This is a genomic window from Streptococcus sp. SO2, assembly GCF_030440025.1.
This window is the reverse complement of the sequence record NZ_JAQFJH010000003.1, coordinates 30194-52641: the sequence shown is the minus strand read 5'-3', so window position 1 is coordinate 52641 and position 22448 is coordinate 30194. Positions and strand designations below refer to the sequence as shown.

22 protein-coding genes are annotated in these 22448 nt (G+C 41.8%); 16 read left to right on the top strand and 6 right to left on the bottom strand.

All coding sequences use genetic code 11. From position 1 onward, the window contains the following. The first annotated feature begins 122 nt into the window (after positions 1 to 122). The 9 genes from PCY17_RS04580 (at position 123) to dltD (ending at position 8859) form a co-directional block, all read left to right on the top strand. A complete protein-coding gene (locus PCY17_RS04580; RefSeq protein WP_000659756.1) occupies positions 123 to 818 on the top strand; it encodes an AzlC family ABC transporter permease in 696 nt (231 codons plus the stop codon). Continuing rightward, a complete protein-coding gene (locus PCY17_RS04575) occupies positions 808 to 1131 on the top strand; it encodes an AzlD domain-containing protein (protein WP_000253913.1) in 324 nt (107 codons plus the stop codon). The genes PCY17_RS04580 and PCY17_RS04575 overlap by 11 nt, the downstream gene beginning before the upstream one ends. Before the next feature lie 102 nt (positions 1132 to 1233). After that, positions 1234 to 2076: an amino acid ABC transporter substrate-binding protein gene (locus tag PCY17_RS04570; protein ID WP_301392030.1), complete on the top strand. Its 843-nt coding sequence runs from the start codon at positions 1234 to 1236 to the stop codon at positions 2074 to 2076. A gap of 154 nt (positions 2077 to 2230) precedes the next feature. After that, a complete protein-coding gene (locus PCY17_RS04565; RefSeq protein WP_000694533.1) occupies positions 2231 to 3085 on the top strand; it encodes a MetQ/NlpA family ABC transporter substrate-binding protein in 855 nt (284 codons plus the stop codon). A gap of 118 nt (positions 3086 to 3203) precedes the next feature. Continuing rightward, a complete protein-coding gene (locus PCY17_RS04560) occupies positions 3204 to 4577 on the top strand; it encodes a M20/M25/M40 family metallo-hydrolase (protein ID WP_084944281.1) in 1374 nt (457 codons plus the stop codon). Beyond that, positions 4570 to 5631, top strand: coding sequence for a methionine ABC transporter ATP-binding protein (locus PCY17_RS04555; RefSeq protein ID WP_000085681.1), 1062 nt, complete (start codon positions 4570 to 4572; stop codon positions 5629 to 5631). The genes PCY17_RS04560 and PCY17_RS04555 overlap by 8 nt, the downstream gene beginning before the upstream one ends. 1 nt (position 5632) lies before the next feature. Next, positions 5633 to 6325 (top strand): methionine ABC transporter permease, encoded by a 693-nt coding sequence (locus tag PCY17_RS04550; protein WP_000130737.1) that lies wholly within the window; start codon positions 5633 to 5635, stop codon positions 6323 to 6325. A gap of 159 nt (positions 6326 to 6484) precedes the next feature. Beyond that, positions 6485 to 7639, top strand: a complete 1155-nt coding sequence (gene dltB, locus PCY17_RS04545) for a D-alanyl-lipoteichoic acid biosynthesis protein DltB (RefSeq protein WP_301392029.1) — start codon at positions 6485 to 6487, stop codon at positions 7637 to 7639. Between the two features lie 47 nt (positions 7640 to 7686). Then, on the top strand, positions 7687 to 8859 hold the full coding sequence (gene dltD, locus PCY17_RS04540; RefSeq protein ID WP_301392028.1) for a D-alanyl-lipoteichoic acid biosynthesis protein DltD: 1173 nt from the start codon (positions 7687 to 7689) through the stop codon (positions 8857 to 8859). Between the two features lie 174 nt (positions 8860 to 9033). Here the strand turns inward: dltD and PCY17_RS04535 are convergent, their stop codons facing one another. Beyond that, positions 9034 to 9603 (bottom strand): MptD family putative ECF transporter S component, encoded by a 570-nt coding sequence (locus PCY17_RS04535; protein WP_049478948.1) that lies wholly within the window; start codon positions 9601 to 9603, stop codon positions 9034 to 9036. A 133-nt stretch (positions 9604 to 9736) separates the two neighbouring features. On the opposite strand from PCY17_RS04535, the gene PCY17_RS04530 reads away from it, so the two are divergent. The 5 genes from PCY17_RS04530 to nrdI all read left to right on the top strand — a co-directional run bounded on the left by PCY17_RS04530 (position 9737) and on the right by nrdI (position 14436). Continuing rightward, positions 9737 to 10351 carry a YesL family protein gene (locus PCY17_RS04530; RefSeq protein WP_049484711.1) on the top strand — a complete coding sequence of 205 codons (615 nt, stop codon included), beginning with the start codon at positions 9737 to 9739 and terminating at the stop codon, positions 10349 to 10351. After that, positions 10329 to 11999, top strand: coding sequence for a sensor histidine kinase (locus PCY17_RS04525; protein ID WP_301392102.1), 1671 nt, complete (start codon positions 10329 to 10331; stop codon positions 11997 to 11999). Before PCY17_RS04530 ends, PCY17_RS04525 begins: the two co-directional genes overlap by 23 nt. An 11-nt stretch (positions 12000 to 12010) precedes the next feature. Then, positions 12011 to 13297 (top strand): response regulator transcription factor, encoded by a 1287-nt coding sequence (locus PCY17_RS04520; RefSeq protein WP_049500066.1) that lies wholly within the window; start codon positions 12011 to 12013, stop codon positions 13295 to 13297. Between the two features lie 58 nt (positions 13298 to 13355). Next, entirely contained in the window at positions 13356 to 13889 is a 534-nt protein-coding gene (locus PCY17_RS04515) for an ABC transporter permease (protein WP_216732506.1), read from the top strand. 76 nt (positions 13890 to 13965) lie between these two features. Next, a complete protein-coding gene (gene nrdI, locus PCY17_RS04510) occupies positions 13966 to 14436 on the top strand; it encodes a class Ib ribonucleoside-diphosphate reductase assembly flavoprotein NrdI (RefSeq protein WP_247940487.1) in 471 nt (156 codons plus the stop codon). Positions 14437 to 14516: 80 nt separating this feature from the next. Here nrdI and PCY17_RS04505 read toward each other — a convergent pair whose 3' ends face one another. From PCY17_RS04505 to argS, 3 genes are all read right to left on the bottom strand, one after another. Then, entirely contained in the window at positions 14517 to 15779 is a 1263-nt protein-coding gene (locus PCY17_RS04505; RefSeq protein WP_076984269.1) for an NRAMP family divalent metal transporter, read from the bottom strand. A gap of 197 nt (positions 15780 to 15976) precedes the next feature. Further along, a complete protein-coding gene (locus tag PCY17_RS04500) occupies positions 15977 to 16222 on the bottom strand; it encodes a hypothetical protein (protein ID WP_000084866.1) in 246 nt (81 codons plus the stop codon). Between the two features lie 330 nt (positions 16223 to 16552). Then, the gene (gene argS / locus PCY17_RS04495) at positions 16553 to 18244 is read right to left on the bottom strand and encodes an arginine--tRNA ligase (RefSeq protein WP_301392021.1); all 1692 of its coding nucleotides are present in this window, start codon (positions 18242 to 18244) and stop codon (positions 16553 to 16555) included. A gap of 154 nt (positions 18245 to 18398) precedes the next feature. Here argS and argR point away from each other — a divergent pair, with 154 nt between their 5' ends. After that, positions 18399 to 18845, top strand: a complete 447-nt coding sequence (gene argR / locus PCY17_RS04490; RefSeq protein ID WP_001231483.1) for an arginine repressor — start codon at positions 18399 to 18401, stop codon at positions 18843 to 18845. Between the two features lie 50 nt (positions 18846 to 18895). Continuing rightward, on the top strand, positions 18896 to 21430 hold the full coding sequence (gene mutS, locus PCY17_RS04485; RefSeq protein ID WP_301392018.1) for a DNA mismatch repair protein MutS: 2535 nt from the start codon (positions 18896 to 18898) through the stop codon (positions 21428 to 21430). A 41-nt stretch (positions 21431 to 21471) separates the two neighbouring features. On the opposite strand, the gene PCY17_RS04480 is transcribed toward mutS, so the two are convergent. Beyond that, the gene (locus PCY17_RS04480) at positions 21472 to 21930 is read right to left on the bottom strand and encodes a DUF3021 domain-containing protein (RefSeq protein WP_301392016.1); all 459 of its coding nucleotides are present in this window, start codon (positions 21928 to 21930) and stop codon (positions 21472 to 21474) included. Next, a complete protein-coding gene (locus PCY17_RS04475) occupies positions 21927 to 22367 on the bottom strand; it encodes a LytTR family DNA-binding domain-containing protein (RefSeq protein WP_301392014.1) in 441 nt (146 codons plus the stop codon). The genes PCY17_RS04480 and PCY17_RS04475 overlap by 4 nt, the downstream gene beginning before the upstream one ends. Positions 22368 to 22448 lie beyond the last annotated feature (81 nt).

The window sequence follows — 22448 nt, the reverse complement described above, 5'->3', positions numbered from 1 at the left end:
ACTTTTTGCTGGCAATAAGTTTCGAATCCGAAACTTTTTTCTCTTTTATGAATGTGTTATAATATTCCTTGCTGTGACTGTGACCTTGAACAGTCTCAAACGAAGAAAATAAGAGGAAAAAGATGAAAGAAAAAGGATTTTGGGAAGGTGTACAGGCGGCCATGCCGACTGCCCTTGGCTATGTCAGCATTGGTCTGGCTTGTGGGATTATTGGCGCGCCCTATGTGACACCTGTTGAGATGGGCTTGATGAGCCTCTTTGTTTATGCTGGGAGCGCCCAGTTTGCCATGTTAGCATTGATTGCGGTCCAAGCACCTGTCGCAGCTATTGCTATGACGGTCTTTTTGATCAACTTGCGCCTCTTTTTGCTGAGCTTGCATGCATCGACCTATTTCCGTCATACTAGTCTCTGGCAAAATATCGGTATGTCTAGCCTCTTGACAGATGAGACTTACGGGGTTTTGATGGGAGAATTAGCCCATACAGACAAGGTCAATCCTATGTGGATGCATGGGAACAATCTCAACAGCTATGTAGCTTGGTTTGTGGGGACAGTAGTCGGAACAGCTCTAGGTGGACTCCTACCAAATCCAGAAATTTTTGGTTTAGATTTTGCCCTTGTGGGAATGTTTATCGGGATTTTTGCTTCGCAGTTCCAGATTATGCAAAGACGGATTCCTGTCCGCAATCTGCTGAAGATCCTAGCAGTTGTTACGGTGTCTTTCTTTTTGCTCTTGACAGTGGTGTCTCAGTCACTAGCTGTTCTGTTTGCGACGCTACTTGGTTGTACGATGGGGGTGCTTTTAGATGGTCAGTAAATATCTTTTGTTAGCCATTATCTTTTCGGGCCTAGTGACTTGGGTTCCCCGTATGATTCCCTTCATCTTGGTTAAGTACAAGGGCTTGCCAGCTATCGTCGAGCGGTTTTTGAAGTTCTTGCCTGTTTCCATTATCTTTGCCTTGATTCTTTCAAGCGTAGTGACCGGTAAGGTTGGCAGCCTTCCTCAGATCAAGTGGTTGGACTTCTTGGCAGTCTTTCCAACGGTTTGGGTAGCCTTTCGCTACCGCAATCTAGTTGCTACAGTTCTCTTTGGAGTGGTCTTGATTGCAGTCTTGCGTCTGGTCTTTTAGTCAGCCATAAAAAAAACCTATCACCGAGATAGATATCATATAATGGCGAAAAAAAATATTTTCTGTTAAGATAGTAAAGTATTCTATTTTGGAGGAAATGACATGAAAAAAATCGTCAAATATTCATCTCTTGTTGCTCTAGGACTTGTTGCCGCAGGTGTACTAGCAGCTTGCTCAGGTGGAGATAAGAAAGATACTGCAACTAGCGAAGCAGCATCTGGTAAGAAAGAAATTATCGTTGCAACCAATGCTTCACCAAAACCATTTAACTACGAAGAAAATGGTGAGTTGACTGGTTATGAGATTGAAGTAGTCCGTGCTATCTTTAAAGACTCTGACAAATACGATGTCAAGTTTGAAAAGACAGAGTGGTCAGGTGTCTTTGCAGGTCTTGATAGCGACCGTTATCAAATGGCTGTGAACAATATCAGCTATACCAAAGAACGTGCTGAAAAGTACCTTTATGCAGCTCCAACTGCTAAAAACCCTAACGTTCTCGTTGTGAAGAAAGACGACGACAGCATCAAGTCGCTTGATGATATCGGAGGCAAGTCTACTGAGGTTGTTCAAGGGACAACATCAGCTAAACAGCTAGAAGATTATAACAAACAACACGCAGATAATCCAACTGTTCTTAACTACACTAAAGCGGACTTCCAACAAATCATGTCTCGTTTGAGCGATGGTCAGTTTGACTACAAGATTTTTGATAAAATCGGTGTTGAAACAGTTATCAAGAACCAAGGTTTGGATAACTTGAAAGTCATTGAACTTCCAAGCGACCAACAACCTTACGTTTACCCACTTCTTGCTAAAGGTCAAGATGAGTTGAAATCATTTGTAGACAAACGTATCCAAGAACTCTACAAAGACGGAACTCTTGAAAAATTGTCTAAACAGTTCTTCGGGGACACTTACCTCCCAGCAGAAGCTGATATCAAATAGTCGTATGAAATCATCCAGTCTGAGAAAGGCGGATGATTTCTCAATTTTTAGGTATATAGTTTCAAACTATATGTCTGCCTATCTAATAACAATTTGCTAATTCAAATAAAGTATGAGATACTATTACGGTATTATTTTTAAAGGAGAAAGAATCATGAAAATTAAAAAATGGCTCGGTGTAGCGGCGCTTGCTACAGTCGCAGGTTTGACTCTTGCAGCTTGCGGAAATTCAGAAAAGAAAGCAGACAACGAAACAGTTGTCAAAATTGCAACAGTTAACCGTAGCGGTTCTGAAGAAGCGCGTTGGGATAAAATCCAAGAATTGGTTGAAAAAGATGGAATTAAATTGGAATTCACAGAGTTCACAGACTATTCACAACCAAACAAGGCAACTGCTGATGGCGAAGTAGACTTGAATGCTTTCCAACACTACAACTTCTTGAATAACTGGAACAAAGAAAACGGGAAAGACCTTGTAGCGATTGCAGATACCTACATCTCACCAATCCGCCTTTACTCAGGTAAAAATGGGGAAGAAAACAAGTATACCAAAGTGGAAGAAATCCCAGATAACGGTGAAATCGCCGTACCAAACGATGCAACAAACGAAAGCCGTGCGCTTTACTTGCTTCAATCAGCTGGTTTGATCAAATTGGATGTTTCTGGAACTGCACTTGCAACAGTTGCTAACATCACAGAAAATCCAAAGAACTTGAAGATTACTGAATTGGACGCTAGTCAAACAGCTCGTTCATTGTCATCAGTTGATGCTGCCGTTGTAAACAATACCTTCGTTACAGAAGCAAAATTGGACTACAAGAAAGCACTTTTCAAAGAACAAGCTGATGAAAACTCAAAACAATGGTACAACATCATTGTTGCGAAAAAAGATTGGGAATCATCACCTAAGGCTGATGCCATCAAGAAAATTATCGCAGCTTACCACACTGATGAAGTGAAAAAAGTTATCGAAGAAACATCAGACGGTTTGGACCAACCAGTTTGGTAATAAGACACAGGGAGGTGGGAGAGAGTTTCCACCTCTTGCTTTTGTATAGAGAGTTGATTTTAAAGAGGCACTTGTGGTCGTTTTGAGGACGCAAGTACGTAGTAGAAAGAGAGAGAAAATGGTTTTTCCTAGCGAACAAGAGCAGATTGAAAAATTTGAGAAGGATCATGTGGCCCAACATTATTTTGAAGTCTTGCGCACCTTGATTTCCAAGAAATCAGTTTTTGCCCAGCAGGTTGGACTCAAGGAAGTCGCAAACTATCTGGGTGAGATTTTCAAGCGTGTAGGAGCTGAAGTCGAGATTGATGAGACTTATACGGCTCCCTTTGTCATGGCGCATTTCAAGAGCTCGCGTCCGGATGCCAAGACCTTGATCTTCTATAATCACTATGACACCGTGCCAGCGGATGGCGACCAGGTGTGGACAGAGGATCCTTTTACCCTTTCTGTGCGAAATGGTTTTATGTATGGACGTGGGGTTGATGACGACAAAGGCCATATCACGGCTCGTTTGAGTGCTCTGAGAAAGTATATGCAGCATCATGATGACCTACCTGTCAATATCAGCTTTATCATGGAGGGAGCAGAGGAATCTGCTTCCATGGATCTAGATAAGTATTTAGAGAAACACGCAGACAAACTTCGTGGAGCGGACTTGCTAGTCTGGGAACAAGGAACCAAGAACGCCTTGGAACAGCTGGAAATCTCTGGTGGAAACAAGGGGATTGTGACCTTTGATGCCAAGGTGAAAAGTGCGGATGTGGATATCCACTCGAGTTATGGTGGTGTCGTGGAGTCAGCGCCGTGGTATCTTATCCAGGCCTTAAGTAGTCTGCGAGCTGCTGATGGACGTATTTTGGTAGAAGGCTTGTACGAGAATGTTCAAGAGCCAAATGAACGAGAACTAGCCTTGGTAGACACCTACGCCCAACGCAATCCTGAGGAAATCAGTCGCATTTATGGCTTGGAATTGCCTCTCTTACAAGAGGATCGTGCAGCCTTTCTAAAACGTTTCTTTTTCGAGCCAGCCCTTAATATCGAAGGGATTCAGTCAGGTTATCAAGGGCAAGGGGTTAAAACGATTTTGCCAGCAGAAGCCAGTGCTAAGCTAGAGGTTCGTTTGGTTCCTGGCCTAGAACCGCATGATGTTCTGGAAAAAATTCGGAAACAGCTAGACAAAAATGGCTTTGATAAGGTAGAATTATACTATACCTTGGGAGAGATGAGCTATCGAAGCGATATGAGCGCACCAGCCATTCTCAATGTGATCGAGTTGGCCAAGAAATTCTATCCACAGGGCGTTTCAGTCTTGCCGACAACAGCGGGGACAGGACCTATGCATACGGTCTTTGATGCCCTAGAGGTACCAATGGTGGCCTTCGGTCTAGGAAATGCCAATAGCCGAGACCATGGTGGAGATGAAAACGTGCGAATCGCCGATTACTACACCCATATTGAATTAGTAGAGGAGCTGATTAGAAGCTATGAGTAGAGATATTATCAAGTTAGATCAGATTGATGTGACTTTTCACCAAAAGAAGAGAACCATCACAGCGGTCAAGGATGTGACCATTCACATCCAAGAAGGGGATATCTACGGAATCGTTGGATATTCTGGAGCAGGGAAATCAACCCTTGTACGGGTGATTAACCTCTTGCAAAAACCATCTGCAGGGAAAATTACCATTGACGACGATGTGATTTTTGATGGCAAGGTGACCTTGACGGCAGAGCAGTTGCGTCGTAAACGTCAGGATATCGGGATGATTTTTCAGCATTTTAACCTCATGAGTCAGAAGACAGCAGAGGAGAATGTGGCCTTTGCCCTCAAACACTCTGGACTCAGCAAGGAAGAAAAGAAAGCCAAAGTAGCTAAGTTGTTAGACTTGGTTGGCTTGGCAGATCGTGCTGAAAACTACCCTTCACAACTATCGGGAGGGCAAAAACAGCGTGTGGCTATTGCGCGTGCCTTGGCCAATGATCCAAAAATCTTGATTTCAGATGAGTCAACATCTGCCCTTGACCCTAAGACAACCAAGCAGATTTTGGCCTTGTTGCAAGATTTGAACCAAAAATTAGGCTTGACGGTTGTCTTGATTACGCATGAAATGCAGATTGTCAAAGACATTGCCAACCGTGTGGCAGTCATGCAGGATGGCCGTTTGATTGAAGAGGGTAGTGTCCTTGAAATCTTCTCAGACCCTAAACAACCTTTGACCCAGGACTTTATCTCAACTGCCACAGGTATTGACGAAGCAATGGTCAAGATTGAGAAGCAAGAAATCGTAGAACATTTATCTGAGAACAGTATTTTAGTGCAGCTCAAGTATGCAGGGGCTTCAACAGACGAGCCACTTTTGAATGAATTGTACAAACATTACCAAGTAACGGCCAATATCCTCTATGGAAATATCGAAATTCTCGATGGCACTCCTGTCGGAGAATTGGTGGTGGTCTTGTCAGGTGAAAAAGTAGCGCTAGCAGGTGCCCAAGATGCCATCCGTCAGGCTGGTGTGCAGTTAAAAGTATTGAAGGGAGGACAGTAAAATGACAGATTTGATTCAAACTTATCTACCAAATGTCTATAAGATGGGCTGGGCTGGTCAGGCAGGCTGGGGAACAGCCATCTACCTAACTCTTTATATGACAGTTCTTTCCTTCATCATCGGAGGGTTCTTGGGGTTGGTGGCAGGTCTTTTCCTCGTCTTGACAGCGCCAGGCGGTGTCTTGGAGAACAAGGTTGTTTTCTGGATTTTAGATAAGATTACCTCTATTTTCCGTGCGGTTCCCTTTATCATCCTCTTGGCAATCATGTCGCCACTCTCTCACTTGATCGTCAAGACTAGTATCGGGCCAAATGCAGCTCTTGTCCCCCTTTCTTTTGCGGTCTTTGCCTTCTTTGCCCGTCAGGTGCAGGTTGTCTTGGCTGAGCTGGATGGCGGTGTCATTGAGGCAGCTCAAGCGAGCGGAGCGACCTTCTGGGATATCGTGGGTGTTTACCTATCAGAAGGTCTTCCAGATTTGATTCGTGTGACGACTGTGACCTTGATTTCCCTTGTTGGTGAAACAGCTATGGCAGGAGCAGTTGGTGCTGGTGGTATCGGTAATGTGGCCATTGCCTATGGATTTAACCGTTACAATCACGATGTGACCATCTTGGCAACCATCATTATCATCTTGATTATCTTTACAATCCAGTTCTTGGGAGATTTCTTGACCAAGAAATTAAGTCATAAATAAATGGAAGGAGTTCAAAGAGACTCCTTTTTGTTTTCTCACCGAAATGCAAGAAGGATAAAGCTTCTTTTTAGAAATATGCTATAATAAATAAAGGTCCCCAATTAGCAAGTCAGAAAGTTTGCTATAGAAGGGATGATAATGTAAAGGAGTTTGGCTGGTATGAATTATTTCGAGGGGAATGAGTTTTTCCTTCTCTTATCTGTAGTTTTACTGATTGGTTTTGTGGTAAACTTTTTTGAAAAACGTAAGGACTACTATATTTTGGTGCTCTCCCTCTTATTTGCAGGAGCTATCTATGGTAAGAGTCGAGCGATGATGGTCTATTTGCTTGCCTTTGTCGTTTATCAATATTTTCTGGTTTTTCTAGCACAGAGGATAGAGGCAAAGCGGCTGAAACCACTGGTTTTCCTTTCCATTCTTCCTTTAGTAATCAATAAAGTCTTTGCCCTGACTTCTCTGCATTTGTTGGCCTTTATTGGAATTTCTTACATGTCCTTTAAGACCATTCAGATCATGTTAGAGATATCGGATGGCTTGATCAAAGAAAAAGTCAGTGTAAAAGATTATCTACAGTTTTTACTCTTTTTCCCAACAGTTAGTGCTGGTCCGATTGATCGGAGTAGGAGATTTTTAAAAGAGATAAACGAGGTCATGCCTCGAAAAGAGTATCTAGAGTTAGCAGGGGACGGTGTGTATCGTATTGTTCTAGGCCTTCTTTACAAGGTTGTTTTATCAACCTATGTTTACCAGATGTTACTCACTCTAAGCAATACGGGTACAGTCGTCTACTCAATTAAGTATATGTACCTCTATACCTTGTATCTGTTCTTCGACTTTGCAGGCTATAGTCTAATGGCCGTTGGAAGTAGTAACATTCTAGGTATTCAGACACCGATGAACTTTAACAAACCTTTCTTGAGTGTTGATATCAAGGATTTCTGGACCAGATGGCATATCACCTTGTCGACCTGGTTGAGAGATTTTGTATTTTCAAGAGTATTGATGCAGGTTATCAGGAAAAAATGGTTTAAAAATAGACTACACAATGCAACCTATGCCTATATGGTCAATATGTTGGTCATGGGTTTTTGGCATGGTCTTAGTGTTAGTTACATTGTCTATGGTTTTTACCATGGTGTCTTGATGGCTGGATTTGAAGTGTATCAAAAGAAAAGCAATTTTTATAAGAAAAATAAAAACAAAAACTGGTATAAGCTACTAAGTTGGTTTGTGACCATGAATTTGGTTATGGTTGGTTTCTTTATCTTTTCAGGTGAACCCTATAAAATCTTACTGACGATTTTAAAGAGATAAGAGATTGAAAAGAAGTCTGCCAGATTGAAGGGATAGGATAAAACGAGATGATTAAATTAAAAGCATTTTTACTATCGCTTGTGCTCGTAATTGCGACGCTTGCCCTTTTAAATGTGACCTATGTCAAGAAGATTGATGATTATTATAAAGTCAAGGATAACAGTATTCGTTATAGCACCTCGTATGAAAAGTATAAAAGTAGAGATATTCTAACAAGCAATATCACTCCCAATACACTGGTTCTAATGGGTTCTTCAGAGTTGGTTGCAACGATAAATGAAGACTATCATCCAAATAAAATTTTTAACTACAACGATTTTAATATCATGCAGATTGGGACTAGTTATTCTCAAAACATCATTCAGGCTACGACCTTGGGCTCTATTGAAGGATCTATGAGTAAGCGAAAAGTAGCTATAGTAGAGTCGGTTCAGTGGTTTGAAAAAGATGGGACCCATCAAGATGCCTTTTTGAACAAGGCTTCTCAGGAACATATTTTCCACATGCTAGATAATGACAAGATTAGTAAGGAAACGAAAGAGAAACTGATCAATCGCATTATCGAGATTACCAAGGGAAACAAGCAACAAAATGACATCTACAAAAAATACAAAAGTTATTTCATAGATGGAAAAGGAACTATTGTTGAAAAAAAACTATTAGAGTTTGAGAACGTGATGTATTCCTTTAAGCTCAAACAGACTTTTTATCAAAAACATGCCAAATCAGATTATCCTTCGCTAGGAGACAAAACCCCAAACTATGATTGGGAAAAAATGACGGATCGGTTTGTGGAAGAGGTCAAAAAGAAAACAGACAATAATGACTATGCTGTTGATAATAATTACTACAATACTTACTTAAAAGACCGCTATGCATCACTGAAAGATTCCAATAAAGATTTGAGTTACCTAGAGTCACCAGAGTATTCAGATATGGAACTCTTCTTGACAGTTGCCAAGGAATTGGGCATTGAAGTTGAGGTCATTATTTTCCCAGTAAACGGGAAATGGAATGACTATACGGGTATCTCAAGAGAGATGCGAGAAAAAACTTATAAAAAAATAGAAGATGTCGCAAAAAGCCATGGTGCAACTGTACTAAACTATGGAAACAGAGAGTATGATAATTACTTTTTATTTGACGTGATGCACGTTGGAGTGAAAGGATGGATGGAAGTTGAAAAAGAACTTTATAAATTTGCAAACCAAGCTAACTAATACACATCGTTTAATCTTGTGGACACTATTTTTCTATACGGTTATCTTGAGCATCGTGATTTACTGTTTTGTGACCGATTTTTCGAATATTCAAGAATTTATCTATAGTGAATTTTAAGATTGTATACAAAAAGGCCCTGGAACTAGGCATAGCTAGTCTTCAGGGCTTTTATCTTATAGTTTATCAGCTATTTTTTGACTTAGAAATTGGCCAATAACAGCCCCAATCAAGGCACCTAGGAGGATGCTCGAAACAAAGAGAAGGATTTTGTCCAACTCTGGAGCGACCATGATACGGTCAATGTATTCTTGGGATTTCCCACGTGCAAGTAAGGTGGCCACGTAAGCTTTGGGACGGATCCACATGAGGAAGATAGGGCCACTTGTGCTAAAAGCAAAGACGAGGAAGGAGAGGGTGTTTTTGATTCGGTCTCTGTAGTGGCCGAGACGAGCGATGGCATCTGCTGCAAGACCACAGGCGAGTCCTGGGAGAAAGGCACCAGCGCCATGCTTACTAGCTAGGAAAAAAAGTGCCATAAAAAGACCTAGAGTCGTAATAGCGCCAAAACGAGGGACTTTCGTCAAAAGAAGCATATAGACACTGCCACCGACAAGGGCAGAAAAGGCAGGTGCGTAGAACATATTGCCTGTTTGGTCGACCAGGTGTCCTAGGAAGACTCCAATCCCTACACAGAGAAAGTAGAGGACGGCGGCCAAGAGGGTGGTTAAGATATTTTTCTTCATGAGAATCTCCTTGATACGAATTAACAAAACCAATTGTATCACGCTTTTTGAGGATTGTAAATGGGAGTTCTATATTTTTGAAAACGTTTGAAATATGATATAATAGTTACATTGTTAGTTTAAGGAGAGTAGTATGGGAAAATTTCTAGAATTCGTCTTTAATCGTATCTTTTTGGGAATGATTGCGACGGCTTATTTCTGGCTATTAACACTAGCAGGAGGAGTGATCTTTGGTTTGGCCCCAGCTAGTGCTACCCTGATGAGTTTGTATGGGGAGCATGGTTATACCTATCGAGCATACCATTTGAAGGAAGCTTGGGAATTGTATAAGAGCAATTTTGTCAAGAGTAATCTGGCTTTCTATAGTTTTGTGTTTGTGGATCTTGTCCTAGTTTATGGTTTGTATCTTCTAGTTCAATTGCCCCACCAGACGATTTTCCACCTCTTGGCGACCTTTCTCAATGTCCTTGTAGTTGCTCTTGTCTTTCTAGCCTATACTGTTTCCTTGAAACTTCAGGTCTACTTTGATTTATCCTACCAAAATACCTTGAAACTATCCCTTATCGGGATTTTTATGAGCCTACCTGCGATTGCCAAGGTTTTACTCGGGTCCGCTCTCCTTGTAGGAGTTGGTTATTATATGCCTGCCTTGCTCTTTTTTGTAGGAATTGGAATGTGGCATTTCTTTATCAGTGATATGTTGGAACCTATTTATGAAAGTATCCATGAAAAATTGGCGACAAAATAGAATGAAGCAGTTCTGGCTTCACTCTCTTTTACGGATTTATAGTTTGGTCATGATCGTGGTCATTGCCAGTTTTGCGATTATGCTATCGTATGCTGACTGGGACTCGCGTGAGAAAGAGGCCCAACGGGTTGCAGAACGTGTGACCACTCGGACAGTGAGTGAAGTGGAATATTATCACAGAGAGTCAACCCAACTTGCTCAGTCTTTGGTTGAAAATCAGGCCCGCATCGAAGGAATTTACAAGTATTTCAGTCTCAGCACACCAGACTACTTCTATTGGCAATTAGAGCGTAAAACTTCACCTTATATCTCGGTTTCCCTGTATGAAAATATTGATGACCTCTATGTTCGGAATGATTTTGTGACTGGAGTGGCTATTGTTCTTCAGGACTACAAGGAAGTATATGTTTCGACTAGAGAAAAACGCAGTGGAGAGAAAGTTCCTGCGGAGGATTTTAAGCCAACAGCCAATAGTTTTGCCATTCCTGTTTCTGATCCTGTGTCTGACAAGGATTTAGGAGTGATCTATATCTCCCTATCCCCAGATGTTTTACATGGCGCTATTGACAATACTCGAGGCCATATCCCAATGGCTGTAACAGTAACTTCGCCTTTTGAGACTGAGATGTTCCATATTGGGGAGAAGGTCTCAGCCGAGCGAGAAAACTGGTTTGTAGGTGTCACCTCTCACGGTTATCAGGTTCGAGTTGCTGTTCCTAAAAATTTTGTTCTTACAGGAACTTTGACGAGTTCAGCTGTCATTATTGGGCTAAGTATTCTCTTTATCATTATTTTGTACGTGACTCTTAGACAGACTTTTTCAAATTATCAAAAGCAGGTCGTAGACCTAGTAGATTCGATCGAGGTGATTGCTCAAGGGGAAGAAGGCCTTCGAATTGATACCTCTGAAAAAGACCAAGAGTTGCTTCTCATTGCAGAAACAACTAATGATATGTTGGATCGCCTGGAAAAAAATATCCATGATATCTATCAGCTAGAGCTCAGCCAAAAAGATGCCAATATGCGAGCCCTGCAGGCTCAAATCAATCCTCACTTTATGTACAATACTCTAGAGTTTTTACGGATGTATGCCGTCATGCAAAATCAGGATGAACTGGCAGATATTATCTATGAATTTAGCAGCTTGTTACGCAATAATATCTCCGACGAGCGGGAAACGACCTTGAAGCAGGAGTTGGAATTTTGCCGAAAATATAGCTATCTCTGTATGGTGCGTTATCCTAAATCCATTGCTTATGGTTTCAAGATTGCACCAGAATTGGAAGAAATGAGGATTCCAAAATTCACACTCCAACCATTAGTAGAAAACTACTTTGCCCATGGTGTTGACCATCGCAGAACGGATAATGTCATCAGTATCAAAGCCTTGAAGGGCCAAGGATTCGTTGAAATCTTAGTGGAAGACAATGGTCGGGGAATGACCGCTGAGAAACTAGCTAGCTTGCAAGAAAAATTAGCTCAACGAAGTTTTGAACACGAGGCAAGCTATAGTGGGGAGCGGCAGTCAATTGGAATAGTCAATGTACACGAACGCTTTGTTCTCTATTTTGGGGATCGCTACCAAATCAGTGTAGAGTCAGCTGAGCAAGAGGGTGTTCGTTACCATATCACTATCCAGGATGAATAGAAAGGGTAGAAATGTATAAAGTTTTATTAGTAGACGATGAGTACATGGTGACAGAGGGGCTCAAGCGATTAATCCCCTTTGAAAAATGGGATATGCAAGTCGTCGCAACAGCTAATCACGCAGATGATGCTTTGGACTATGTTAAGAAAAATCCAGTAGATGTGGTCATTTCCGATGTCAATATGCCAGATAAGACCGGACTTGAGATGATTAGGGAAATGAAAGAGCTACTTCCAGATACCTATTATATCTTGCTGTCTGGTTATCAGGAGTTTGAGTACGTTAAAAAAGCCATGAACCTTAGTGTCGTGGATTATCTGGTCAAACCAGTAGACAAGGTGGAGTTGGGCCATTTATTAGAAAAGATTGCGCGACAGCTTCAGGAAAAGGTGGAACAAAGTCAGACCCTCAGTCAAGAATTGGATGAGACAGGATTTACGAACTACCTGTCAGGTAAAGACAGCTGGTGGATTGGTCTATCCAAGGAAAAGCAAGGTTCTTTTACCATTCCTTACTATGTTTTGGGGCAAGATTGGCAGATTTTCATCTCTGATCAACCGCTCGATGGCATCGTCGTGACACCATTTGAAGCACCCTACCAGCAGTCCTTTGAGAATTGGAAGATCAACGCTGAAAAAGCCCTTTTCTACGGTTCAGTCAATCTAGAAAAATCTGAGAGTTTGTTTGCTTATTATGAGCCGATTTATCGGGTGATTATCCAAGGGAATATCAATCAAATCATCGAGGAATTAACCCTGCTAGAGAAGGTCGTCTTGGAGAATACCCCGCGCGTGGCTATCACGAAGCAACTCTTTACCCAGTTTGTCATGGATGTCTTTCATTTGTTTGAACACCTAAAAGCAGATGATATGACCGAGATAGTCAAAGCTATCCATGCCATTAACACCTTTGAAGAATTGGTTGCCTATATCAAAGAAACCTTGACCAAGTTCTTTGGCCAGTACCGCATGAATGAAAATGTGGTGAGCGTGCTGGAGGTGATTGGGCGTGATTATCAGAAAGAGCTCTCACTTAAGGATATTAGCAAGGATCTCTTTATCAATCCTGTCTATCTCGGTCAGCTGATCAAGAGGGAAACCAACTCAACCTTTGCGGAACTGCTCAATAAACAGCGAATTAAGGCAGCGCAGCAACTCTTACTTTCGACCAGTGATAGTATCGAAGATATTTGCTATGCAGTTGGCTATAGTAATGTTGGATATTTCTATAAGGTTTTCCGTAAATTGTGCGGAAAATCACCGAAAGCTTATCGGAAACAAGTTGAAACCAGCTTGTAAAAGTTGTATTCCTGTACAAAAAATGCTATAATGTTCAAAATATCTTATGGAGGAAAACATGAAAAAGAATCCTATTTATCTTTGGGTCTTGTTAGTCCTATCAGCCCTTATTTCATCTATGTCATTATTTGGAATCTTGAGTCCATTGCCAAGTAAAGATGTGCTTCGTGCTAGCCTGGCGAATAGCGGGACGCTTACTGCTCAGCAATTAGAAGACACAGTCAACTATACTTACCAAGTAACAGCGTCATCGCACTCAATTTTTAATGTAGTTTTGATTGTTTTATCTGCTATTTTAGTTGTGGTAGCCTTTGTGTTCTTAGTTCGTAAAAACGTCCAATTTGCAAACTATGCTTATATTGGCTATGTTCTACTAGCTATTGTTGGTTTGGTTTATAGCTATATGAACGTTCAAGATGCAGTTCAATTAATCAAAGATACTACCCTCGGCTTAGGAATGGGAGCATTTGCACAAGGAACGAATATTTTATTCATCATTATCAATGTTCTCTTTTTAGCCTTAGTCTTTTACAAGATGTGGCGCCAGCAAAAGGATTTGGCCGAAGAAGTCGAAGCAGAAGAAGTTGCCTAAGTATTGACAAAAGAGAACTATCAAGTTACAATCTTGGTAGTTCTTTTACTATCCAAAAATAAAAATCGAGGTCAATATGAAAAAAATATCTTTAGTTTATATCAGTTTGAGTGGGAATACAGAGAGTTTTGTAACCCGACTTAAGGACTATCTCTTGTCCCAGCACGAAGGGATTGAGGTCCAAAAGATCCATATCAAGGATTTGGTCAAGGAAGGAAAAGATTTCTTTGAGATGGACCATCCTTATGTTGCCTTTTTACCAACCTATCTGGAAGGTGGGAATGGTGTCGATAATGGTGATGTTGAGATTCTGACGACTCCAGTGGGTGATTTTATCGCCTATGGAGATAATGCCAGTAAGTGTTTTGGCGTAGTGGGATCTGGCAATCGCAATTTTAATAACCAATACTGTTTGACTGCCAAGCAGTACAGTCAGCGCTTTGGTTTCCCTGTTCTAGCAGATTTTGAAATGAGAGGCATGCTGGAAGATATTAAAAAGGTCGCAGCGATTATTGCAGATTTGTATGAGTTAGAAACAGAAAAATAAAGTAGTACTGAAGGGCAGTTGAGATTTTCAACTGCTTTTTGCGTATACAAAAAGCACCCCGTAAGGGTGCCATTTATAAACTATCCTGCTTTTCCGATGGCAAGTGCATAGATAAAGAAAATAGCAAAGCCAAAGAGGAAAATCAACCCTGCGATAGCGAGGAGTTTTAGCCAAGAAGGAAGATTTTTATTCTCACGTGTCACCAATACATAGTTCAAAAGAGCGAAGAATGGTGTTGTCAGGAAAGAACCGATCATGGCAAAGCGAAGCATGGTTGAAACTTGTCCAGCAAAGAATTTAATAATTACGATACCAATGATAGCGGTAATGGTCATCCAGATGTTCAAAGATTTGCGAGTATCCTCTTTTTGACGAATCAAGAGTCGTAGCGATTCCTGATTGACACGAGAGTAGCCATCGATAACGGTGATGACCGTTCCAAAGATACAGAGAAAGGCGATAAAGGTAATCAAATAACGAGACCATTCTCCAAGAACAGAGGCATACATACCCACAAACTGAGAAATGTACTTGGCTGAAGCGGCTTCAACTGCTTGTCCTGTAGGATACTGAATAAGCGCTCCTAGTGCCACGAAGAATACAGCTAGGATAGCAGTTCCAATGTAACCAACGTTAAAGTCGAAAAGGGCGTCCTCTGTATTAAAGTTGACAGTCTTTTTCTTTTCAGCAGACCAGAGTGAATTGATGGCTGAAATTTCAATAGGAGCAGGCATCCATCCTAAGAGGGAAACGATGAAAGGGAGGGCCGCCATTTGCCAAGGTGTCTTTTCGACAAAATCAGAGCTATATTCTGGATGCTTAATTGCTGCAATGATAACTGCAAGAACTGTTGCAATGGTCAAAGCGGACATGATCCATTTTGCCATACCATCCAATAGTTTGTAGCCACCAAAGAGTAGCATGGCCCAAATGACTGCAACAAGGATAAGGGACCATTGAGTGATGCTAAGTCCAATCATTGGGAAGGCGCTAGCGATGATGGCTGAGCAAAGGATAGCGACTCCAGCTGTATTGACCATAGCAGAGAAGACATTGAGGACAAAGAAAATCCAGAGATAGAACTTGCCTTTTTCAGCGTAGCCTTCGACCAAGGTTTTACCAGTATCAGCAGTATATTCTGCACCAAAACGGAAAAATGGATATTTAAAAACATTGGCCAAGATAACCAATAGGAGTAGTGACCAACCATAAGAACCACCAGCTTGAGTAGAGGATACAATGTGAGAACCTCCAACGGCAGCAGAAGCCATCAGGATTCCTGGCCCCATTGCCTTTAGTTTGCTTGCCCAGGTTGACTGGTTTGATAACGTAACTTGTGACATAATAAACGCTCCTATTTTTGAATTTTCAGAATAATCTGAATAGATAGCTACTATTCTACAAAAAACTTAAAAGAAATGCAAGACCATTTTGAAAAAATATAGAAAATTACAGAAAACTTTACATGCATTAATGAAATTTCTCCAAGGAGAATATGGTAAGCCTAAAAAATCCGAGAAGAAAGCTTCTCGGATTTTGATTATTTCAATTGATCTGTGACGTCTTTTGAGAGCAACATTCCCAGACGGTAAGTTTTATTGATATGTGCAATGACATCATTGATATTTTCAGTCGTGTGAATTTTCTCTTTGATGTCAGACCTAAATGTCTCGTCCTTCAAAAGTTGCTCTTGGTAGAGTCTTTGAAGTCTTTCCTTCTCGTACTTATTGAGCAGAAAAAGGAAAACCAAGCTAAGTACAACGAGGATATAAGCATATTGGCTCATAGGAAATCTCCCAGTGTGATAAATAGTAAAAGTGAATAAATTGTTTCATTGAAATGCTACAATGCCGAACACAATATAAATGTTATTTTGCCTCAATCTTTCAGATTGCTTTCAAGTAATTTAAAAGATTACGACATGAGCCTAACCAAATCGATATTATTTGGTCTGGTGAATTAGTAAAGCGTTTGGGCAACTCGTACTGGTTACGACGTAAAGAAACATAAATCGACAATATTTATGTTTCTTTACTAGTGAAGCGCCTAGCCAAAGTCCGAATAGGATTTGGCGTTAGTTACTTAGATTGCTCTGCAATCAAGTAACTTTGGCGATTTACATCTTCTCCGGCGCTTCTACTCCGAGCAAACGAAGAGCTTCTTTGAGGACGACTGCGGTTGCGTAGCTGAGGGCCAGACGACTGTCGCGCTCAGGACTTTCATCTAGGATACGTGTATGTGCATAATATTTGTTAAATGCTTGAGCCAAACTAATCGCAAATTTCGCAATGATAGAAGGTTCAAAGTTATCTGCTGCACGATTGATAATACGTGGAAAGTCCTGGAGTAGCTTAATGATTTCCCAGCTTTCAGCATCGTTCAAGCTGTAGTTGCCAGCTGCATCTGGTTTGAAATCGGCTTTGCGCAAGATAGATTGGATACGAGCGTAGGCGTATTGAACGTAAGGTCCAGTTTCTCCTTCAAAGGATACCATAGCTTCAAGGTCGAAGTCATATCCATTTGTACGGTCGGTCTTAAGATCATAGAACTTGATAGCCCCAACTCCAACAGCGTTGGCAACCTGGTCTTTATTTTCTAACTCAGGATTTTTCGCTTCGATTTGGGCCTTGGCACGACTAACAGCCTCAGCGATAGTCGGTTCTAGCAAGATGACATTTCCTTTACGGGTAGAGAGTTTTTTCCCTTCTTTTGTTACTAAACCAAACGGAACATGGACAATGTCTTGGCTCCAATCGTAGCCCATCTCTTGTAGCACTGCCTTGAGTTGTTTGAAGTGGGCAGATTGCTCTTGACCAACAACATAGATGGATTTGGCAAATTGGTATTCGTTTTTACGGTAAAGGGCTGCAGCCAAGTCACGTGTGATATAGAGAGTTGCACCATCAGATTTTTTGATAAGGGCTGGATGTTCAATTCCATATTTCTCAAGATTGACAACTTGGGCTCCCTCTGACTCAACAAGAAGTCCTTTTTCAGCGAGAATGTCTACAACAGCATCCATCTTATCATTGTAAAAGGCTTCCCCGTTGTAGCTATCAAATTCGACTTGCAATTCATTGTAAAGGCGGTTGAATTCCACTAAACTTTCATCACGGAACCATTGCCAGAGAGCGAGGGCTTCCTCATCTCCATTTTCCAGTTTGCGGAACCATTCGCGTGCTTCTTCATCCAAGCTAGGGTCTTTTTCAGCTTCAGCATTGATGCGAACGTAGAGTTTAAGAAGTTCATCGATTGGATGCGCTTTAACAGCTTTCTCATTTCCCCATTTCTTGTAGGCAACGATCAACATTCCAAACTGTTTGCCCCAGTCTCCTAGGTGGTTAACCTTGACCGTTTGATAGCCGATTTTTTGGAAAATATGTGATAAGCTATCTCCGATAACCGTTGAGCGCAAGTGCCCAATAGAGAATGGTTTTGCGATATTGGGACTAGACATGTCGATAACGACATTTTCTTGCTTGCCAATGGTTTGGTCGGCATAGTGTTCTTTTTTAGTGATGACATTCTGCAATACCTGAGCCGAAATAGCAGATTTATCAAGGAAAAAGTTAACGTAAGGTCCAGTAGCAACAACCTTTTCAAAGGCTTGACTATTGATTTTTTCAGCAATATCTGCTGCAATCATTTGCGGCGCTTTACGCTCGACCTTTGCTAGAGAAAAGGCAGGGAAGGCGATGTCTCCCATTTCTGAATTTTTAGGTGTTTCCAGTAAATTTAAAATAGCCTCTTGATCCAGGCTATCAATGACGCTAGCCAACTCACTAGCAATCAATTCTTTTGTATTCATAAGGGCTCCTTTTGGGCTTTTTTACTATTTTAACACAATTTACTACATTTTTTGAGAAAGAAAAGAATTTTTTTGAATTATCTAGTTTTTTTGGTATAATATAGTTATAAAATAAATGTAAAAGTTGTTATAAATATTCACTTAAGAGGATAATATGAGAAAAAGAGAACGGCATCAATTGATTAAAAAGATGATCACCGAAGAAAAACTTGGGACACAAAAAGAGATTCAAGATCGTTTAGAAGCTCGTAATGTTTATGTGACACAAACGACTTTGTCACGTGATTTGCGTGAAATCGGCTTGACCAAGGTTAAGAAAAATGATATGGTGTATTATGTACTAGCAAATGAGACAGATAAGATTGATTTAGTTGAGTTTTTGTCTCATCACTTAGAAGGTGTTGCAAGAGCAGAGTTCACCTTGGTACTTCATACCAAACTTGGGGAAGCTGCAGTCTTAGCAAACATTGTAGATGCAAACAAGGATGAATGGATTTTAGGAACGGTTGCTGGTGCTAATACCTTATTGGTTATTTGTCGAGACCAGCACGTTGCCAAGCTGATGGAAGATCGTTTGCTAGATTTGATGAAAGATAAATAAGGTCTTGGGAGTTGCTCTCAAGACTTATTTTTAGCAAGGAGAGATGGAAAATGGCAACAGAAAAGCTATCACCCGGCATGCAACAGTATGTGGATATTAAGAAACAATACCCAGATGCTTTTTTGCTTTTTCGAATGGGTGACTTTTACGAGTTGTTCTATGAAGATGCAATTAATGCAGCGCAAATTTTGGAAATTTCCTTAACAAGTCGGAATAAAAATGCAGAAAATCCGATACCCATGGCGGGCGTCCCCTATCATTCTGCCCAACAGTATATCGATGTTCTGATTGAGCAGGGCTATAAGGTAGCCATAGCCGAGCAGATGGAAGATCCCAAACAAGCGGTTGGAGTTGTCAAGCGAGAGGTGGTCCAGGTCATCACACCTGGAACGGTCGTCGATAGCAGTAAGCCGGATAGTCAGAATAATTTCTTGGTTGCCTTAGATCGTGATGGCAATCAGTTTGGTCTAGCTTATATGGATTTGGTGACGGGTGATTTCTATGTGACAGGTCTATTAGATTTCACGTTGGTTTGTGGGGAAATTCGCAACCTCAAGGCGCGAGAAGTAGTGCTGGGTTATAACTTGTCTGAGGAAGAAGAACAAATCCTCAGCCGTCAGATGAATTTGGTGCTTTCTTATGAGAAAGAAGGCTTTGAGGACCTTCATTTACTAGATCCACGATTGGCAGCTGTGGAGCAAGCGGCAGCTAGTAAGCTACTCCAGTATGTTCATCGGACCCAGATGCGGGAATTGAACCACCTCAAACCAGTTATCCGCTATGAAATCAAAGATTTCTTACAGATGGACTATGCGACCAAGGCTAGTCTGGATTTGGTTGAGAATGCCCGTTCAGGCAAGAAGCAAGGCAGTCTTTTCTGGCTTTTAGATGAAACCAAAACGGCTATGGGCATGCGGCTCTTGCGCTCTTGGATTCATCGTCCTTTGATTAATAGGGAGCGAATCATCCAACGTCAAGAGGTGGTGCAGGTCTTTCTTGACCACTTCTTTGAGCGCAGTGATTTAACGGACAGTCTCAAGGGTGTTTATGACATCGAACGCTTAGCTAGTCGGGTTTCTTTTGGCAAGACCAATCCCAAGGATCTCTTGCAACTGGCGGCTACCTTATCTAGTGTACCACGGATTCGTGCGATTTTAGAAGGCATGGAGCAGCCTGCTCTAGCCTATCTCATCGCACAGCTGGATGCCATTCCGGAGTTGGAGAGCTTGATTAGTGCTGCCATTGCTCCTGAAGCTCCTCACGTGATTACGGAAGGTGGCATTATCCGTACGGGATTTGATGAGACCTTAGACAAGTATCGTCGTGTGCTCAGAGAAGGGACTAGCTGGATTGCTGAGATTGAGGCTAAGGAGCGGGAAAACTCTGGCATCAGCACGCTCAAGATCGACTACAATAAAAAAGATGGTTACTATTTCCATGTGACTAATTCGCAACTGGGAAATGTTCCAGCCCACTTTTTCCGCAAGGCGACACTGAAAAACTCGGAACGCTTTGGGACTGAGGAATTGGCCCGTATCGAGGGGGATATGCTAGAGGCGCGTGAGAAGTCAGCCAACCTCGAATACGAAATCTTTATGCGTATCCGTGAAGAGGTCAGCAAGTACATCCAGCGTTTGCAGGCGCTAGCCCAAGGAATTGCGACAGTTGATGTCTTGCAAAGTCTCGCAGTTGTGGCTGAAACCCAGCATTTGATCCGACCTGAGTTTGGGGATGATTCACAAATAGATATCCAAAAAGGGCGCCATGCTGTCGTCGAAAAGGTCATGGGAGCTCAGACCTACATTCCAAACAGTATCCAGATGGCAGAAGATACCAGTATTCAGCTAATTACAGGGCCCAACATGAGCGGGAAGTCAACCTACATGCGCCAGTTAGCCATGACGGCGGTGATGGCCCAGCTGGGTTCTTATGTGCCGGCAGAAAGCGCCCATTTGCCTATCTTCGATGCTATCTTTACCCGTATCGGAGCAGCAGATGACTTGGTTTCAGGTCAATCAACCTTTATGGTGGAGATGATGGAGGCCAACAATGCCATTTCGCATGCGACCAAGGATTCCTTGATTCTCTTTGATGAATTGGGACGCGGAACTGCAACTTATGACGGAATGGCTCTGGCCCAATCCATCATCGAATACATCCATGAACATATCGGAGCCAAAACCCTCTTTGCGACCCACTACCATGAGTTGACCAGTCTGGAGTCCAGCTTGGAACACTTGGTCAATGTCCACGTGGCAACCTTGGAGCAGAATGGGCAGGTCACCTTCCTTCACAAGATCGAACCAGGACCAGCTGACAAATCCTACGGTATCCACGTTGCTAAGATTGCTGGCTTACCAGGAGAACTTTTAGCAAGAGCGGATAAGATTTTAACGCAACTGGAGAGTCAAGGGGGAGAAAGTCCAGCTCCGATGAGGCAAACTAGCGCCGTCACGGAACAGATTTCTCTCTTTGATACGCCAGCAGAACATCCTATCCTAGCAGAATTAGCTGAACTGGATGTGTACAACATGACACCTATGCAGGCTATGAATGTCTTGGTTGAGCTCAAACAAAAGTTATAAAAAGAGCCCACTCACATTTTTGTGAGTGGGATTTTTCTCTATTACTTTTTATGGGCCAAAAGTTGATTGATGTGGTCCACTTTTTTTGCTTCTCTTTTATAGAGAATAGCCCAGATGATGAGGTAGACAATCGCAAACTCTGGAATGAGCTGGAGATAGAAGGTCCAGTGGAAGGGGAACCAACCAGCCAGAGTTGCCAGTGGGACAAAGCCAGCCAGCATGAGGAAGAAATGGGAAAGTGTGGCACGGAGCAAGCTCCAGTCACGGCTGAATAAGCGACCGCCAAAGCTAAAGAGAACGCCGATAGCTGACCAGATGATCATACAGTAGAGCAAGACCAAGGCACCGTGAACCTGATGTTGCACCATCGCTTGGCCGATAAGAGACTCGGGGCTTAGTGGGGTATAGGTATTTGGTGCATAAATGAGTGAAAAGAGGATAGAGAGGATGAGGCCGATAAGTACACCAGCGGCTGCATCGTGAAAGATTTGTTTTTTCATAGTTCTAATTTCTCCTTGATGGTTTTTAGGTAACGGCGTGAAGAGTAGGTGAAGCTTTCATTTTTTAAGAAAATTTCAACCAGACCATTGGGCGTGAGCTTGAGATGAGAGATAGCGTCAATATTAACGATTTCTGATTGGGAAATTTGGATAAAAGTGGTCGGCAGAATGTCAAGAACTTGATAGAGACGCGAATCAATGGTATAGGTCTGAGATGCAGTTTCTGCTAGAACCTTGCGATTCTCGATATAGAAGCGTTGTATCTTACAAATCTTAACTAGATAGACCTGATCATCAATCTTTCCTTTGATTGTTTCTTTTTGGTCAAGATTTTCTGCGAACTCGATGACTTTCTGGACTTTTTCGGTAGGCTGAGGAGTTTGGACAATCAGCTTTTCCTCCTCATAAGTCTCCTTAATCTGTAATTCTACTTTCATAAATTCCCCTCCTTATATTTCATACAAAATTGTGATCACTTCTTGTACACCTTTATTAAACACTATTTTACGACCCATGGC

Bases quoted from the DNA above. Each gene is read 5' to 3' on its own strand.
- argR (WP_001231483.1), top strand. From the start codon at position 18,399: ATGAGAAAAAGAGAACGGCATCAATTGATTAAAAAGATGATCACCGAA.
- PCY17_RS04505 (WP_076984269.1), bottom strand. From the start codon at position 15,779: ATGTCACAAGTTACGTTATCAAACCAGTCAACCTGGGCAAGCAAACTA.
- PCY17_RS04555 (WP_000085681.1), top strand. From the start codon at position 4,570: ATGAGTAGAGATATTATCAAGTTAGATCAGATTGATGTGACTTTTCAC.
- PCY17_RS04565 (WP_000694533.1), top strand. From the start codon at position 2,231: ATGAAAATTAAAAAATGGCTCGGTGTAGCGGCGCTTGCTACAGTCGCA.
- PCY17_RS04550 (WP_000130737.1), top strand. From the start codon at position 5,633: ATGACAGATTTGATTCAAACTTATCTACCAAATGTCTATAAGATGGGC.
- PCY17_RS04500 (WP_000084866.1), bottom strand. From the start codon at position 16,222: ATGAGCCAATATGCTTATATCCTCGTTGTACTTAGCTTGGTTTTCCTT.
- argS (WP_301392021.1), bottom strand. From the start codon at position 18,244: ATGAATACAAAAGAATTGATTGCTAGTGAGTTGGCTAGCGTCATTGAT.
- PCY17_RS04515 (WP_216732506.1), top strand. From the start codon at position 13,356: ATGAAAAAGAATCCTATTTATCTTTGGGTCTTGTTAGTCCTATCAGCC.
- PCY17_RS04525 (WP_301392102.1), top strand. From the start codon at position 10,329: ATGAAAAATTGGCGACAAAATAGAATGAAGCAGTTCTGGCTTCACTCT.
- mutS (WP_301392018.1), top strand. From the start codon at position 18,896: ATGGCAACAGAAAAGCTATCACCCGGCATGCAACAGTATGTGGATATT.
- dltD (WP_301392028.1), top strand. From the start codon at position 7,687: ATGATTAAATTAAAAGCATTTTTACTATCGCTTGTGCTCGTAATTGCG.
- PCY17_RS04480 (WP_301392016.1), bottom strand. From the start codon at position 21,930: ATGAAAAAACAAATCTTTCACGATGCAGCCGCTGGTGTACTTATCGGC.
- PCY17_RS04575 (WP_000253913.1), top strand. From the start codon at position 808: ATGGTCAGTAAATATCTTTTGTTAGCCATTATCTTTTCGGGCCTAGTG.
- PCY17_RS04520 (WP_049500066.1), top strand. From the start codon at position 12,011: ATGTATAAAGTTTTATTAGTAGACGATGAGTACATGGTGACAGAGGGG.
- PCY17_RS04535 (WP_049478948.1), bottom strand. From the start codon at position 9,603: ATGAAGAAAAATATCTTAACCACCCTCTTGGCCGCCGTCCTCTACTTT.
- PCY17_RS04530 (WP_049484711.1), top strand. From the start codon at position 9,737: ATGGGAAAATTTCTAGAATTCGTCTTTAATCGTATCTTTTTGGGAATG.
- PCY17_RS04570 (WP_301392030.1), top strand. From the start codon at position 1,234: ATGAAAAAAATCGTCAAATATTCATCTCTTGTTGCTCTAGGACTTGTT.
- nrdI (WP_247940487.1), top strand. From the start codon at position 13,966: ATGAAAAAAATATCTTTAGTTTATATCAGTTTGAGTGGGAATACAGAG.
- PCY17_RS04475 (WP_301392014.1), bottom strand. From the start codon at position 22,367: ATGAAAGTAGAATTACAGATTAAGGAGACTTATGAGGAGGAAAAGCTG.
- dltB (WP_301392029.1), top strand. From the start codon at position 6,485: ATGAATTATTTCGAGGGGAATGAGTTTTTCCTTCTCTTATCTGTAGTT.
- PCY17_RS04560 (WP_084944281.1), top strand. From the start codon at position 3,204: ATGGTTTTTCCTAGCGAACAAGAGCAGATTGAAAAATTTGAGAAGGAT.
- PCY17_RS04580 (WP_000659756.1), top strand. From the start codon at position 123: ATGAAAGAAAAAGGATTTTGGGAAGGTGTACAGGCGGCCATGCCGACT.